Below are 16017 nucleotides of genomic sequence, written 5' to 3'. Positions count from 1 at the left end.
TTGGTGCAACACATGCACCAGGGTTCCTCCGCCTGAACAGCATCCGCAAACCCTCGGCAGAGCCTACGTATCGCGAGCCGCTGGTGCAACACATGCGCCAGGTATCCTCCGCCTGAACAGCATCCGCAACTGTCAACTGTTTACGCCCGAATCCATAATGGTGCAGAGCGTGCCAACATCAACCAGCGTCCATCACCAGTTACATAGCCAATTTCAGTAAGATAACGATGTTCGCTCTGACCGATCGGTAGTTCCAGATCCCAAGCCGAATCACTGCATTCAAACTCTTCAAATGTAGTCGGTAACTCAGCATTGACATCAAAATTGGTGACATCATACAACCGCACTACCAGTTTTTGTCCACCTTGTTCCCGGAGCTGTCGTTTCAACCGCACGGGGATTTCCCAGTGAGCATAGGCTTGAGTCGGACTGGGAGAGACGAAGGTGATGTGACCATCACTGTAGAGATTGCCAGAGAGATCGTTACGATTGTCTGGAGGGTTGGTTGAATCGTTGGGTGGATTTTCTTTACCTTGAAAGAATGATTGAACTGCTTTACCAGCTCCAAAAGTTGCGGCTGCACCACCAGCGAGAGCGGCACTACCACCCGCTAAGGCGGCTCCACCCAATCCTTTACCATCTTCAACGAGATCGCTTGCTTTGTCTTTGAGACTGGCTAGAAAGCTGCTCGGCTCTGGCGTTGATACTTCGGGACCGATATTCCCCGTATCTTCACCCAGGAGATCGGACAATCCGGCAAACGGATCTTCATCTAGATCGTTGAGATCGATCGCTTCAAGATCGCGATCGAAAGTGTCCATTTCTGGATTTGGTAGTGGCAATTCCGAGATCTGCGGTTTGTTGTCCCCACCGAATAAAGCCGCTCCACCAGCGATCGCACCTGCTCCGGCGGCACCAACTGCGGCACCGCCACTGCTGAAGAAGTTCCCGATATTGTCGGTGAAGTCACCAAAGGGATCGTCGAGATTGAGATCGAGATTGTCATTAGTGGGATTGACAGGATTGTCTGCCACTGGGGTGACAAGATTGCCAAAGTCAAACGGATCGTTGTCAATGTCAGGGAGTAATTCGATCGAGTTGTCAGGGATATCCGCAAGCTGTTCCTGGGCTGGAGTTGCCAGATTGCCAAAGTCAAACGGATCGTCATTGCTGCTACCGGAAACGTCTGTTGCTGGTAGTTCCACTGCGGCATCTTTGCCACTCAAGAAGTCGCTGATGGAAGTACCCGCGCCACTTGCTAAAGCTGCACCACCTGCAAGGGCAGCACCACCTGCAAGGGCAGCGGCTCCAGCACCATTTTTGAGGAAATCCGCCAAATCCACCGTGTCACTTTGTGAGCGATCGATATCTGGCAGCGACTCAACTACTTGAGATTGGATATCATCTAACGGATTTCTGGGCTGGAGATTGGGGGTTTCGAGGCTGAGATCTGCCGATGGGGGATAGTCAAATAAGTTGGCTGCGCCACTAGCTGGACTACTGTCGCTGACCTTAGCCTTGATGCCCTCTAGCGGGTTGTTGATGTCTAGATCTGGCAGGAGATTGGACGACTTGTCTTTCAGCCCTTCTAGGGGGTTGGAGAGGTCGATCTCGGGAGCTTTGATTTCTGGTGGATGTACTGTGCCAGCGAGGTCTTCACTCCGATTGCGGGTGGTCTCTGGGGTCGCATCCAAAATGCCTTTACCAAGTGCGGCAGCGGCAGCAGCACCACCGACGAGTGCGGCACCACCAGCAAGATTGATGTCATTGGCGTTGCTCTTCACTGGATCGATGACACCATTGAAGTTGATACTTGGGGTCTCAGTCGTAGGGCGTGGCGTCATCGTGCCCGATAGATCGCCCGATCGGAGGTCACCCGATCGCAAGTCACCAGAAGGACGGTAACCACCGAGACTCGAAGACAAGTCTCCCGAGAGATCCCCAGACAATCCTTCACCTCTAGGAGTGCGCGACGGTGGTGGTGGATATAGTGGCTTGATCGTCGGGGTGGTCTCTGGTGCTGTCGCGATCGGTGTTACGGTGTCGGCTGGCTTCTTCCGTGTTGCCAACCATGCTAACCCACCAGCAACTGGCAGCAATAATAGCCACAATGGGTTAAATCCTCCCGTGTCGGGATTTTTGGCAACTGTGCTAGTAGTCTCCGTTGTGGTGGTGGTATTTGGACTAGTGGTCACAGGAGCCGTTGCGCCCGTAGTTGCGGTCGTAGTCGTCTCAGTTGTGTTGGTGGTCGTAGTGGCTGGACTAGTGCTGGTAGTGGGATCTGGGACTGTCCCCGTAGCTACTGTGGCGGCACCAGCAGCAACAGCTTCTGCGATCGCTAGTTGACCAGTCGGGCCGCTCACGAAGCCCAGAAATGCCTTGGCACCATCGCGGACTTGTCCGCCTTTGTTGTTGTAAACGTAGGCTAATGGCTGAGAGAAGGGATATTTGGGATTGTCCGGCTGGGTACCGTGGAGGGTAATCGCTCTAATGCCTGGAATATTTTTGATTTGATCGGCTGGTGCGTAGCCGATGCCATCGACACCTAATTTATCAACGACGGCTTGAGTCGCGTCTTCAGTAAGTTTCTCAGCATTACTGCCCGTCTTGAGTTTGCCATTTTGGAACACTGGATAGTTGGCAAATGCCCGCCGAGTATCGCTACTATCAGGCCTGTCAATGACTTTGATTTTGCCTGTGGCTCCGTTGGCACTGGGCAATTGCGACCAGTCTGTGACCTCGCCGCGATAGATTTTGGCAAAATCTTTGAGGGTGAGGTTGCCAGTATATGGGTTATCATCTTTGACAATGATGGCGATCTTGGATCTACCGAGCGGTTTACTTGCCAAGCCTTGGGCTTTCTCTGCGGCTGTCAACGCTCGACCGATGCCCGCGACGTCGGCTTTGCCTTGGGCAATTGCTTTGACGCCGCGATCGCTGCCTTGGTACTGGGTGGGTACGGTGACATCTGTGCCTGGGAACTGCTGTTGGAATCGCTCTTTGAGTCCTTGATTGACAGCTTGCAGGCTACTAGAACCATCAATCTGCACTTTCGTTCCTGCCGCTATTGATGTTGGCAATGGGAACTTGTCTGCCGCAGTTTGGGCACTAGTCTTGAGGGTAGTGCCACCAGTCGCGATGAGTAGTGCCAGTACAATTAAACTACTTTGCTGTTTCATTTTGTAACAACTAGTTTTGTGGATATTGTAATCAACAATAGCTTAGATCTGTTGTCTGAGTAGATCCGCGATCGACTGCTCGGTAAAGCAAATGTCTAATCAGCACCTTAAAATCAGTGAGCGATTCTCCAGGATCGACTGTACCAAAGAATTATTTGGACGCATTCTCAACTTACTGGCAAATCGCTTTTGATGTCGATCTATCTAACCTTACAGGTGTTTTTGGTAAAATTTTTTTAGCCAGCAGTGTGCTCAGATTTTAACCGATTTTATCAGGTCGATCGACCCAATTGTGACATTTTTGTTAAGATACAATCGAATAATAAATTTTACTGTGCCTTTTATCACCAATGTATTAATTGAATGAGCAATATGCACCGCAAAAAGTCAGCACAATTTGGTACCAATCATCGGGAGATGTCCACTCGCGGACACAATGGGGAGGTGGGCAAATCAACTCTAAATCTACTCGATCGCCATCGGATTGCAGGCATCTGGAGCGTGCTGGGCATCGGTGCAGTCGGGTTAGTGCTGAGATTGGGATGGTTGCAGACGATCGATGCACCGAGATTACAGGCAATCGCCCGCGAACGGCAAAGTATCACTGTCACTCCCTTGGTACCACGGCGGACGATCGTCGATCGCGCGAACAATCAAGTGGCGATCGATCGACCCAGCTATACACTCTATGCCTTTCCCGCCAAATTTAGTCAAGTCATCTTTGGCAAAGGCTTACCCAAAAATGGGCAAAAAGTCCCAGTTACCCGCCTGGAGGTAGCGCAGCGATTGGCACCTATTTTAGAACGTACACCCCAAGAGCTGATGAAAAAAATTCAGCGCCGCCGGAATTCAGTTCGACTCGGCTCTGGGTTGCGGGAAGATACCAAAAGTCGGATTAGAGCCTTGAAAATAGAGGGACTAGATGTCGTCCACGGCGACCTCGACTACACGCGATCGTACCCGCAAGGTAACATGATGGCAGAGGTGCTGGGCTATCTGGACTGGGAACACAAAGCCCAAGCGGGAGTAGAATTAAGCCAATCTTTATTATTGGAGCGCAAACTCGTTCGCTACGAAGTCACCAAAACAGGTAGCGGCAAAATTTTACCCGATCGCGTGACGCCTGATTATTTACATACTGATGACTTGCAACTGCGCCTGACAGTAGATCTCCGGCTGCAACGTGCCGCCAGAAAAGCTTTGGTCGATAAAATGGCGGAATGGAACGCCTTGCGCGGGACAGTCATCGTGATGGATGCCGAGACGGGAGCCTTGCGCGCGTTGGTGGTTGCACCTACCTACGATCCCAATCATTTAGAGCGAGATGTCGAAAATTACGGCAAAATTGTCGGTGGAAAACGCGCTCTCACCTTGCTCCAAAACGCGGCTGTCTCCGATCTCTACGAGCCAGGATCGACCTTCAAACCCATTGCAGTGGCGATCGCCCTGGAAAACAAGATAATCGCACCCAACACCACCTTCTACGACGGTGGGAGCATCACTGTGGGCAAATATACGATTCGCAATTCCGATAAAAAAGGCAACGGTGAACTGAGCATCGCCCAAATCCTCCAGCAGTCTAGTAATGTGGGGATGGTAAAAATGATGCAACGGCTCAAGCCGGATCTTTACTATAACTGGCTGCAACGGATCGGTTTGGGTCAAAAATCGGGGATCGATCTGCCGTTAGAAGGACGGGGCGAAATCAGAAGTCGCAAAGAGTTTGTATCAACTGCGATCTATCCAGCCAATGCTGCCTTTGGACAAGGGTTTTCACTGACACCGATTCAACTAGTAACGTTGATTGGGAGTATTGCTAATGGGGGCAAATTGGTGACGCCGCATGTGGTGGAAGGGTTGTTTGATAGTACGGGCATCCGCAAGGATAAGCCCACTCGCCCCGCACCCACCCAGATCTTTTCGGCGGCTACCGCTCAGGCGGTACTGGAGATGATGGAAACTGTCGTCACCAGTGGTTCTGGGATGAAGGCGATCGTGCCTGGTTACCGGATCGCAGGGAAAACTGGCACCTCTCAAAAAGCTGTTAAAGGTGGCTACGGGCAAGATGATAAGAAAATTACTAGTTTTGTGGGAATTTTGCCTGTAGATCGGCAACATCGCTACATAGTTTTTGCTGCCATCGACGAACCCAAGGGGAAGGAGAGAGCTTTTGGGAGTAATGTTGCCGCACCGATTGTCAAGTCCGTGATGGACTCATTAATCTTAATTGACGGCATTCCCCCCAGCGATCCTGACAAAGTTCAGGCACCGCCAAAAGTTCAAGAATAGCGAGTTAGCGATCGAGTTTGAAGATCTTTCTATCCAACATCCTCATGACTACGTGGATGGGCGTAATTAAATATAAGATATCGCGTAGGGTGGGCACTGCTGCTGGTTGGGTGACCCGCCCAGTCCACCAGCTAGGTTTTAGGCATAGTCTATTTTATAAATAATTGCACCTACCTACTTACGTGCGGTGAATCGCTGTCAACTGTCAACTGTCAACTGTCAACTGTCAACTGTCAACTGTCAACTGTCAACTGTCAACTGTTTACCAATATTTGGCACAATTGACGAAAATCATCCCCCCGCTGCTCGAAACTATCATATTGGTCAAAACTAGCGCAAGCTGGGGAGAGTAATACCACTTTGGCTTGATGTTGTTGGGCTAACTGACTCGATCGAGCGACAGCATTTGCCATCGTTTCGACGATTTCAAAGCGATCGTATCCTACCGATTTTAAGCGATCGGCAAATTGATTTGCAGCAGAGCCAATCAATAATACTGCTGCTGCTTTGTGGTTGATGGTATCCAACCACGCCAGATCGTCACCCTCCTTGGCTGCGCCGCCAGCAATCAAGATCGCTGGTGCTTTTACCGCCGTCAATCCAACATCAGCAGCATCATAATTAGTCGCTTTACTATCATTGATATAATCAACTCCTGCATAAGTGCAGATATATTCAAGGCGATGGGCAACACCTGGAAAAGTAGCGATCGCAGTAGCGATCGCCTCATTCCCGATTGCGGCTAATTTAGCAATAGCTACAGCCATTAATAGGTTCTGAAGATTGTGATCTCCAGGCATTTTCAGCACATCAGCTTGGAGTACTCGCTCACCACGAAACACGATCCAGTTATCTTCGATCCAGATCCCATACTCAGGATTTCCCTGTAAATATTGTTTGCCTGGCACGCTCGTCCATGTAGCATCTTGCCAATCAGATTTACCCAGCTCATGCAAGTAGCGATCGTCACCATTGAAAATTTGATGCTGTGAATTGCGGAGTAACTTAGCCTTAATTTCGGCATACTTGTCAACAGTTTTGTGACGAGCTAAATGATCGGGCGTTAGTGTTGTCCAGACCCCTATTTGTGGCTTGAGGGTAAAAGTAGATTCGATTTGATAGCTACTCAGTTCGGCAATAATCCAAGCTGGTCTTGTTTCGAGTAATGCCAATTCACAGGCTGCAAAACCGATATTACCACAGGCGATCGTCTCCAGTCCAGCAGCTTTGAAGATCGCATCAGTCAAGGCGGTAGTGGTAGTTTTACCATTGGTTCCCGTAATTGCCACCCAGGGAATATCTTGGAGATATCGCCATGCTAGTTCCATTTCACCGATCGTGTCTATGCCTATTTCTCTGGCTTTAACTAAGGGCGCAATGTCCCAAGGTACGCCAGGACTAACAACAATTAAGTCTTCATTAGTGGGTGCAAATTTATCACCAAGTTTGATATCAATCTTGAGCGTTTCTAGTACTTTTCTTTGAGCTTCAAGACTAGGGTTATTACTGCTATCGCTAATAATAACGGTATAACCATGTTTGACTAATAGTTTAGCAGCGGCAATACCCGATCGACCCAATCCAATTACAGTAGCTTTTTTCATAGATAATCTTTAGTTGCTGTGAGGAGAGTACTTTTCAACCCAGAGACGGACACTGCGACTTGGGTCAGTGTTAGGAGAATACACAGGTTCGATCTTAAATGAATTTTCCCCTAGTATTTTACTCGATCGCGAGGATGTAACTTAAAATAAAGATATTCGATTTTAGTTGAATCTATGACGGCAACGCTACTTGCACCACCGAATGAGATTATTCACCTATCGGGGATTAGCTGGAAAACCTATGAAACGCTGCTAGAGGAACTGAGCGATCGTCGGCTCCGCCTCACTTACAATCGTGGCGATCTCGAAATTATGGCTCCTTCTCCAGAACATGAACTGAATAAGCGAGTCTTGGGTCGTTTTATCGAGACGATCGCTGAAGAGTTGGAAGTAAGCATTTATCCGCTCGGTTCGACTACTTTCAAAAAGGCTGAACTGAGTGGAGCAGAACCAGATGAGTGTTTTTACATGCGGAATATTGCAGCGGTTCAAGGAAAGAAAAGACTAGATATGGAGGAAGATCCCGCACCGGATCTCGTCTTGGAAATTGATATTACCAGCAGTTCCCAAGATCGCCTTCAGGTGTATGCAGATCTGGGAGTAGCAGAAGTCTGGATTTATGATGGGGAATCTTTAGTTATTCAACGATTACAAAATGGTACTTATGTTGCTACTCGCGCCAGTCAATTTTTTGTGAATTTATCAATTCCAGATATTGTCGGATGGTTGCAACTATCGACAACGATGGATTATCTCACATTGGTGAAAGCATTTCGGGGTTGGGTGAGAAGTCAGATCGAGAAATAAGATTTACGATCGTGAATCTGGTGGAGAAAGGTAGTCGTAATGCTCCGTCTAAGTTTGCTCGTGGGTAGTGCCCACCATATATTTTTTACTGCGGCTATCCATATCTAAGTTTGAAGCGTAAAATTATTAAATTCAGCACTAATGTTACTGCATTTGCACCAATTATCGGCGTACTTTTAACTAATAAGCCATAAAGAAGCCACATTGACACCCCAGCAATAAATGACAGCAGGGTTGGCAATGCTAGATCTTTAGTTGACTTGGACTGCCAAACTTTCAGAACTTGAGGCAAAAAAGCTGCTGTTGTCAACGTTGCCGCTATGTATCCTACAAGATCGATCGATTTCATATGAAATTTTTGCCTATAAGTAGATGATAGAATGGATTATTGCTCCGAATAAGTTTGCTCGTGGGCAGTGCCCACCCTACATTTCTACATTTCTAATGGATGTGCAGTAGATTGTACGGTGGGTTTCATCCTTCAACCCAACAGCTCTAAGGTATTGTTGTGTTCGTTGGGTTTCGCGTTCGCGAAACCCAACCTAATATTTATCTACTACTTGACGATCGATCCAAAATCAGCCAACACCCGCGCATGATTACGAACCAATCCTAATAGATTGAGACGGTTGGTTTTGATCTCTGGATTGGAGTCCATTACCAACACGCTATCTTCGCCATCAAAAAAGCTGCTAACTGCGGGTGTAAGCTGCGCTAGAGCATCGATAAGTTGTTGATAGTTTCGCGAGGCTTGAGCGGCTTTTGTCTGCGGTTCTAGGGCAATTAAGCCATCGTAGACGGCTTGTTCTGAGGATTTTTGGAATAGGCTGGTTTGGACTACTTTGTTGGGTGCTAATTGTTGGGTGTTGAGGTTTCCTTGAGCGGCTAATTTGCTCGATCGATTCACAGTTGCATAGATATTTTCCAAGGTACCGTTATCGCGAATCTGTTGGATAAATATTGCTCGATCGCGTGTGTCGAGTAAGTCTGTTAAGGCACGTTGGGTATATTCAGGGTCGTTTTCACCCAAGATAGCATTGACGAGATCGTAATCGATGTGGCGATCTTCTTGGAGCAGATTTCGCAATCTTTGAATGAAGAAGTCTTGTAATTGTTGGGTGAGTTCGGCGGTATTGACTTTGGTTCTAATCTGCTGAAATTCGGTGACAATGCGATCGATTAACCTTGCTAGATTTATATCTAAGTTAGCATTCCAGACAATATTGACGATCGCATTTGCTGCACGTCTGAGGGCAAACGGATCGGATGAGCCTGTAGGCAACATCCCCAATCCAAAGATACAAACTAATGTATCCAACCTGTCAGCCATCCCCACGACTTGTCCGGTGAGAGTTTGGGGTAAACTATCTTCGGCATTGCGCGGTAAATAATGCTCGAAGATGGCGGTAGCTACTTCAGATATTTCACCATTGGCGATCGCATATTTAGATCCCATTATCCCTTGGAGTTCGGGGAACTCGCCGACCATTTGGGTGACGAGATCGGCTTTACATAGTAAGGCTGCACGGGCGATATTTTGGCAGTCGATCGGATTTAGCTCTAATTGAGACGCGATCGAGTTAGCATTAGTGACGATGCGATCGACTTTCAATTTTACCGAACCTAAATCGGCTTGAAATGTGACTGTTGCTAATTTCGGTACGTAGTCAGCTAATGGTTGGGCTAAGTCCGCATTGTAAAAATATTGTCCGTCGGCTAATCTCGCGCGGACAACTCGTCCATTTCCGGCGGCGATGATGTCAGATTTGGCTGGATCGCCATTGGAAATCGTAATAAAGTGGGGTAATAATTTCTGTTTAGTGGCATCTGTAAAGATCGGGAAATATCGCTGATGCGTTACCATTACTGTTGTAATAACTTCTGGAGGTAAGTTGAGAAATTCATCATCAAACTTCCCAATGATTGCGGTAGGATATTCCACCAGATTGACTACTTCTGCGAGTAAGTCGGGATAAACTTCTGCTACGCCACCCATCTTAGTCGCCGCAGCTTGAATCTGTTGCTGGATGTCGATTCTACGTTGGTTTTGGTCTACATTGACATATCCATCTGCCAAAGTTTTTAAATACTGGGCGGCTGAAACGACGGAAACTGGTGCGGGATGGAGTACCCGATGAGTTTGGGAAAGGCGATCGCTGGTGACTATATCCTCACCATTGAGGATGTCGATCGGTAAAATAGTCTCATTCCATAATGCCACCAACCACCGAATCGGACGCGGAAATTTCAGATCTCCATTCGCCCACCGCATCAATCTTTTGCCTTCTAATTTGAAAATCCACTGGGGGATTAATTCAGTTAGAATCTCCCTAGTATCTCTTCCGGCAATCGTTTTGGTGATAAAAATAAATTCGCCCTTATCCGTCAGGCGTAATTCCAGACTAGCGATATCCACGCCTTGCTTTTTGGCAAACCCTACCGCTGCGGGAGTCGGTACGCCATCTCGATAAGCGGCTGCGGCGGGAGGGCCTTTGATTTCCTCCACCCGATCGAGCTGTCGATCTGGTAAATTAGTAACAATTAATGATAGGCGGCGTGGCGTAGCATAAATCTGGACGCGATCGTTCGTCAAAGCCACCGCTGCTAGACTCGCTGGAATCATCTTTTCCCATTGACAAATCGCATCGCTGACAAAGCCTGCGGGTAAATCCTCAGTCCCAACTTCCAATAAAAAATCAGCCATAGCGAAAAATTAATAATTACAGATAAAAATCTAAATTTATAGAAACCAATTCAGCCCGTCGATCCGTTCTTATTATCCAACCTCTCCAGTCCCTGTGGATCGCTCTCGGTTCAACCAAAACTTGCTAAATGCGTGCTAGCCTAACACCCAACTTTCAAGTTCTGATTGTCTATAACCCCACTGCGGGACAGTCATCAGATCTCCAGAATACACTCGATCGAGTGGCAAATTTGTGGCGCGATCTCGGCTGGCAAGTCCAAATCGCCGCGACGACATCCCCTGGTGATGCTACCAACAAAGCCCGTCAGGCATCCCAGGCTGGCTATCATGCTGTCGTGGCGGCAGGGGGCGATGGCACTGTCAATGAGGTGATGAATGGTTTAGTCGGGACTCAGACAGCTCTGGGCGTGCTACCGCTGGGCACCGTCAATATCTGGGCGCGGGAAATGGGTTTGTCAATGGATATGCTCAAAGCAGCCGCTAGTATCGCCAAATCCGATCTGAGGCAAATTGACGTTGGCAGGGCTGGCGATCGGTATTTTCTCCTGATGGCAGGGATTGGCTTTGATGCAGCGGTGACTGCGACTGTATCCCTCGCCCAGAAGCGACGGCTAGGTGCGATCGCTTATATCAAACAAGCGATTCAAGTTGCTTGGAATTTTCGCGGGGTGCGGCTGAAGTTACGCATCGACGGGAAGCGGGTACGGGGCAAAATTCTGATGGTGATTATCGGCAATAGTCAACTCTACGGTGGTGTCGTCAAGTTTACCGCTCATGCGACGATCGATGATGGATTATTGGATATCTGCGTGATTAAGGGGCAAGGGATGTTGTCTGCACCGCGTCGGTTGATTTCGATTTTTGCCCGTCACTACAATCGCGATCCGCTGGTGCAATATTTTCAGGGGCGACAGATCGATATTCGCCGACAACGTGGTAAGGCTCTCCCCGTACAAGTCGATGGGGATTATTTGGGCAAAACACCGATGAGTTTTCGAGTTGTTCCGCATAGTTTATGGATTCTAGTACCACCCAATGCCGATCGATCTTTATGGCAATCGGCTGAGATTTGAGTATTAGGTGCTGGTATTTTCGCCTACTCACGATCGAACCATCCAAGAAATAAACATTCACCATGCACCATTTACCCACTACCCTACAAATCTAATTCGCTCCAGGTACGCGATCATTTAGCTTAAACCCAATAGCGAGATTAACCGATCGACTTCACAATGATTGCCAAATAACTCCCGCGCACAATTGATTTTGATGGTTTCTTGGAGCCGCACCTGCCCGAACGCCCGATCGATAATTTCTACAGTGGTAAGCGTATCTAGATCTACCGACAGGATGGGGATTTCTAGGTCTTCAGCACGGCTGACGATGAAAGGTTGGGGTGCAAGGTGTCCAGTCAAAATCAAGCACTGTGTAGAGGTTTCTAGCGCGGCTAGCTGAATATCCGCACGATCGCCACCAGTGACTACCGCCATATTATTGCCCCGCCGAAAATATTCTAGAGCCGAATTGACATTCATCGCCCCGATCGAGAGGCTTTCGACCATCAGATCCAACCTGTCAGGACGGCATAGTACCTCCGCATTGAGTTGGGAGACTAGTTGCTTGACAGTGACACTCCGCAGTAAGCCATTGCGATGCACGACCCCAAATACAGGGATACCTAACTTTTCCAAATAGGGTACTAGCGTAGTTTGGACGCTCTCGACTCGATCGCGAGGGATATCATTGATGATACAACCTAGTAGTCTGTGACCGAGTTGCTGCTGGGCAGACAGGAGTAGATCGATACTGGAGACGGGATGGTAGCGATTGACGAGCAACACGCCAGCATCGAGAGCTTGAGCGAGTTGCACCGTAGCTAGCTCGAACAGACTTCCCTCGTGTAGGTTGGCACCACCTTCGATAATTACTAGTTTGCCTGGGAGTTGGCGGACATTTGCTTGCAGTAATTTAGTATAGTCTTGGCGATCGACTCCGGTCACCCGATCGCTCGATCTGGCAGCATCTAACACTAGTAAAGGCAATCCGAGTCGCTCTGGGGGCAAGGATAATGCTTGAGCCATGAGTTGGACATCACTTTCTAGTGTTGGTGAATTGGTAGGATTGCCACTGATTACTGGCTGAGTATAGGCAATCTCAATCCCCTTTTCCTGTAGGCGAGCGGCAACTCCCAAAATTGCTGCCGACTTCCCACTACATGCTTCCGTCGAAGCTACCAGCAAATATTTCATAGCCATCCCCACACAATTATCCCCAGTCATTTAACTGCTTAATTCAATAGTTAGTAATATTTAAAAGCGACAACCAGTTGCAAACAGCTAGTCTGTACCGATCTCGTGCTCTGGCTCGAAATTGATTACTCCTGCACGAATGCTAGCCATCGTTCACAGGCTCTAGCGGTTGTATGCCCAGTGGGAACCCGATCGTGCCAGTTGTCAAGCTGATAATTCATAAGTGACAAAAGACGAGTTAATTTATCCTTTATCACTAGACTAATCTAGGTTGTACGCGATCACAATGACGCACATTGGTAGTTAAGATGTTCCGCAGAGAGCTGTTGCTAAATTCACCAGTTAGTCTTCCATTTTCATCAGCTTATAGTAAAAGTATTGTGGAAAATCCGGCGTATTGGTATCGCGGATATTAATCAGCCAATCGATGAGGTACCCGATCAATTCTGAATTCATCAGATTGAGATCGTAGGTGAGATCGGAATTGTCATCAAACATCATGGTACATCTAGTCAGATCGCCAGGGAGATTTTGAATTACCCAATCGATCGCATAGGGGATTTTTTCGCCACCTTCGATCGCGCGATGACCGCCGAGTCCGCCTTTATGATAGAGCGTAATGGCTTTGGGCAATACATTGCGCCTAGCGGCTGATTTCATGAAGTATGGGGCATACAAATTCACCTTATCTGGGGGTGCGGGGATGATTTCGTCGAATAAGTTCATCTATTTAGGTTTTAGGCTTTAGGCTTTAGGTTTTTGGCTGGGGGTTTAGGTGTCCCTGGTGCTATCTTGATGCGCTTGGTTGAGCTTAGTATTCACCATTCTGGGTGGAGATTTACGATTTGGACAAAAAAACCCGACTTCGCTGAGGAAGTCGGGTGTTGGGAGTTAGAAACTATTTAGTTTCCGAAAATTCGGCATCGATGACATCATCAGCTCCGCCAGTAGTACCACCACCAGGAGGAGTACCAGCATCGGAGTCGTTACTATCGCCAGCATTAGCACCTGCTTGAGCATAGATATTACTACCGATCGCCATCAGTGTTTGTTGGACTTCTGGGGTGAGGCGTTGGATTTCGGTGTCGTCTTCCTTGGTTACCGCTTCTTTGAGTTCTGTGATTAAGCCTTCGAGCTTGGTTTTGTCTGCTGCGGGGACTTTATCACCGAGTTCTTGAAGTTGCTTTTCAGCTTGATAGGTGAGGGAGTCAGCCTGATTTTTGCGATCGATTTTGTCGCGATTTTCCTTGTCAGTAGAAGCATTACTTTCTGCTTCGCGCACCATCCGTTCGACTTCGGTTTTGTCAAGAGTAGACGCACCAGTGATGCTGATGGACTGCTCTTTACCAGTACCTTTGTCTTTGGCGGTGACGTTCAAGATCCCGTTGGCATCGATGTCTAAGGTGACTTCGATCTGGGGTACACCACGGGGAGCCGAAGGGATGCCGTCGAGACGGAAGGTACCCAAACTCTTGTTGTCGCGGGACATTTCCCGTTCGCCTTGGAGGATTTGGATTTCCACATTGCTTTGTCCATCTACCGCCGTGGAGAAGGTTTCAAACTTCTTGGTTGGAATGGTCGTGTTGCGCGGGATAATCTTGGTCATTACGCCACCGAGCGTTTCGACACCCAACGATAGTGGGGTGACATCGAGTAAGAGGATATCTTTGACTTCACCAGCCAAGACACCAGCTTGCACCGCTGCACCGACAGCCACTACTTCATCAGGGTTAACAGTTTCGTTGGGTTCTTTGCCGAGTAACCGTTTGACGAGTTCTTTGACTGCGGGAATCCGAGTAGAACCACCGACTAGCACAACTTCATCGATCCGGCTCTTATCGACTTTACCATCGCGGATCGCGTTTTCCACTGGTACGCGGCAGCGATCGATCAAGTCAGAACATATTTCTTCAAATTTAGCGCGAGTCAACGTCATTTCGACGTGTTTTGGCCCGTCTTGAGTGGCTGTGATGAAGGGGAGGTTGATTTCGGACTGCGTAACGCTAGAAAGTTCGATCTTGGCTTTCTCAGCAGCTTCAGTCAATCTTTGGAGGGCTTGACGATCCTTGCGGAGGTCGATCCCTTCATTTTTCATGAAGGTAGTCGCTAAATGATCGACGATCTTCTTATCAAAGTCGTCTCCACCGAGGTGAGAGTCGCCAGAAGTTGCCAGTACTTCAAAAACGCCATCACCGACTTCGAGTACGGATACGTCAAAAGTACCGCCCCCAAGGTCAAATACGAGGATCGTTTCGTTACTTTTCTTGTCCAACCCATAAGCCAATGCCGCAGCCGTTGGCTCGTTGATGATCCGCAGGACTTCAACCCCAGCGATTTTGCCAGCATCTTTGGTAGCTTGGCGTTGAGAGTCATTAAAATAAGCTGGTACGGTAATTACGGCTTGGGTGACAGTTTCGCCCAGGTACTTACTGGCATCATCAATCAGTTTTCTGAGCACTCGCGAAGAAATTTCTTCGGGGGCGAATTTCTTGCCTAAGCCAGGAGCTTCAATTCTGACGCTACCACCATCGTTAACGACCTTGTAAGAGATCTCAGTGGCTTCTTGGCTCACTTCTTCAAATTTGCGACCGATAAAGCGTTTGACGGACGAGAACGTATTCTCTGGATTCATCACCGCTTGACGTTTGGCGATTTGCCCGATCAATGGATCGCCATTTTTCGCAAATGCGACAACAGAAGGGGTAGTGCGGAATCCCTCGGCGTTAGCGATTACGGTGGGTTTGCCACCTTCCATTACGGCAACACAGGAGTTGGTAGTTCCTAAGTCAATGCCAACAACTTTTCCCATAAAACTATAACTACTTCCTAAATAATGACAACAGTTTGAATAATGGCAACGAGCGCAGTGGGCAAGTCACACGATCGATATTACATATCAATCCCTATACTTGAGCCAACAGCTACTTTTTAAAAGGGGTGGTTTTCCGTACCTCTACTGGTGCTAATGATTATTTGCGCTCTGGCTCGATTGACACCTCTCTACTGTAGGTGACTTATCCTGATGTCGAAATTGAGGCGAACCGTATAACCTGAGTTCGATGAAGTTTTGTCTCCTCAAACTCAGGCATTTCAACACTTTTAGGCTAACAGCAGAATTTTTTCAATTTTTGGCACATTAAAATCCACCATCAATATCATTAATAGTTGAAAAAACATTGATTTAA

General features: G+C 48.0%; 10 protein-coding genes. 3 read left to right on the top strand and 7 right to left on the bottom strand.

Translation table 11 applies throughout. The features are described 5' to 3' along the window. Positions 1-140: 140 nt before the first annotated feature. Positions 141-3179 carry a substrate-binding domain-containing protein gene (locus ACEW9I_RS10650; protein ID WP_373540319.1) on the bottom strand — a complete coding sequence of 1013 codons (3039 nt, stop codon included), beginning with the start codon at positions 3177-3179 and terminating at the stop codon, positions 141-143. A 363-nt stretch (positions 3180-3542) separates the two neighbouring features. Between ACEW9I_RS10650 and ACEW9I_RS10645 the strand changes: the two genes are divergently transcribed. Beyond that, positions 3543-5468 (top strand): peptidoglycan D,D-transpeptidase FtsI family protein, encoded by a 1926-nt coding sequence (locus ACEW9I_RS10645; RefSeq protein WP_373540318.1) that lies wholly within the window; start codon positions 3543-3545, stop codon positions 5466-5468. Between the two features lie 254 nt (positions 5469-5722). Here ACEW9I_RS10645 and murD read toward each other — a convergent pair whose 3' ends face one another. Beyond that, positions 5723-7072 carry a UDP-N-acetylmuramoyl-L-alanine--D-glutamate ligase gene (gene murD, locus ACEW9I_RS10640; protein WP_373540317.1) on the bottom strand — a complete coding sequence of 450 codons (1350 nt, stop codon included), beginning with the start codon at positions 7070-7072 and terminating at the stop codon, positions 5723-5725. A 174-nt stretch (positions 7073-7246) separates the two neighbouring features. Here murD and ACEW9I_RS10635 point away from each other — a divergent pair, with 174 nt between their 5' ends. Beyond that, positions 7247-7879: a Uma2 family endonuclease gene (locus tag ACEW9I_RS10635; RefSeq protein WP_373540316.1), complete on the top strand. Its 633-nt coding sequence runs from the start codon at positions 7247-7249 to the stop codon at positions 7877-7879. 94 nt (positions 7880-7973) lie between these two features. On the opposite strand, the gene ACEW9I_RS10630 is transcribed toward ACEW9I_RS10635, so the two are convergent. Next, positions 7974-8228, bottom strand: coding sequence for a SemiSWEET transporter (locus ACEW9I_RS10630; protein WP_373540315.1), 255 nt, complete (start codon positions 8226-8228; stop codon positions 7974-7976). Positions 8229-8435: 207 nt separating this feature from the next. Continuing rightward, on the bottom strand, positions 8436-10583 hold the full coding sequence (glyS, locus tag ACEW9I_RS10625) for a glycine--tRNA ligase subunit beta (RefSeq protein WP_373540314.1): 2148 nt from the start codon (positions 10581-10583) through the stop codon (positions 8436-8438). A gap of 128 nt (positions 10584-10711) precedes the next feature. Here glyS and ACEW9I_RS10620 point away from each other — a divergent pair, with 128 nt between their 5' ends. Continuing rightward, positions 10712-11656: a diacylglycerol kinase family protein gene (locus ACEW9I_RS10620; RefSeq protein ID WP_373540313.1), complete on the top strand. Its 945-nt coding sequence runs from the start codon at positions 10712-10714 to the stop codon at positions 11654-11656. Between the two features lie 117 nt (positions 11657-11773). Here the strand turns inward: ACEW9I_RS10620 and ACEW9I_RS10615 are convergent, their stop codons facing one another. The 3 genes from ACEW9I_RS10615 to dnaK form a co-directional block, all read right to left on the bottom strand. Beyond that, positions 11774-12832, bottom strand: coding sequence for a phosphotransacetylase family protein (locus tag ACEW9I_RS10615; protein ID WP_373540312.1), 1059 nt, complete (start codon positions 12830-12832; stop codon positions 11774-11776). Between the two features lie 342 nt (positions 12833-13174). Continuing rightward, positions 13175-13558, bottom strand: coding sequence for a type IV pilus biogenesis protein EbsA (gene ebsA, locus ACEW9I_RS10610; protein WP_373540311.1), 384 nt, complete (start codon positions 13556-13558; stop codon positions 13175-13177). Positions 13559-13730: 172 nt separating this feature from the next. Beyond that, the gene (gene dnaK, locus ACEW9I_RS10605; RefSeq protein ID WP_373540310.1) at positions 13731-15641 is read right to left on the bottom strand and encodes a molecular chaperone DnaK; all 1911 of its coding nucleotides are present in this window, start codon (positions 15639-15641) and stop codon (positions 13731-13733) included. Positions 15642-16017: the final 376 nt, after the last annotated feature.

Origin of the sequence: Chamaesiphon sp. (assembly GCF_041738855.1) — a bacterium.
Taxonomy (GTDB): Bacteria; Cyanobacteriota; Cyanobacteriia; order Cyanobacteriales; family Chamaesiphonaceae; genus Chamaesiphon.
This window is presented reverse-complemented; position numbering and strand designations above follow the sequence as displayed.

Excerpts from the sequence above, each read along its gene's own strand:
- glyS (WP_373540314.1), bottom strand. The coding sequence starts at position 10,583 with ATGGCTGATTTTTTATTGGAAGTTGGGACTGAGGATTTACCCGCAGGC.
- murD (WP_373540317.1), bottom strand. The coding sequence starts at position 7,072 with ATGAAAAAAGCTACTGTAATTGGATTGGGTCGATCGGGTATTGCCGCT.
- ebsA (WP_373540311.1), bottom strand. The coding sequence starts at position 13,558 with ATGAACTTATTCGACGAAATCATCCCCGCACCCCCAGATAAGGTGAAT.
- ACEW9I_RS10615 (WP_373540312.1), bottom strand. The coding sequence starts at position 12,832 with ATGAAATATTTGCTGGTAGCTTCGACGGAAGCATGTAGTGGGAAGTCG.
- ACEW9I_RS10635 (WP_373540316.1), top strand. The coding sequence starts at position 7,247 with ATGACGGCAACGCTACTTGCACCACCGAATGAGATTATTCACCTATCG.
- ACEW9I_RS10650 (WP_373540319.1), bottom strand. The coding sequence starts at position 3,179 with ATGAAACAGCAAAGTAGTTTAATTGTACTGGCACTACTCATCGCGACT.
- dnaK (WP_373540310.1), bottom strand. The coding sequence starts at position 15,641 with ATGGGAAAAGTTGTTGGCATTGACTTAGGAACTACCAACTCCTGTGTT.
- ACEW9I_RS10630 (WP_373540315.1), bottom strand. The coding sequence starts at position 8,228 with ATGAAATCGATCGATCTTGTAGGATACATAGCGGCAACGTTGACAACA.
- ACEW9I_RS10620 (WP_373540313.1), top strand. The coding sequence starts at position 10,712 with ATGCGTGCTAGCCTAACACCCAACTTTCAAGTTCTGATTGTCTATAAC.
- ACEW9I_RS10645 (WP_373540318.1), top strand. The coding sequence starts at position 3,543 with ATGAGCAATATGCACCGCAAAAAGTCAGCACAATTTGGTACCAATCAT.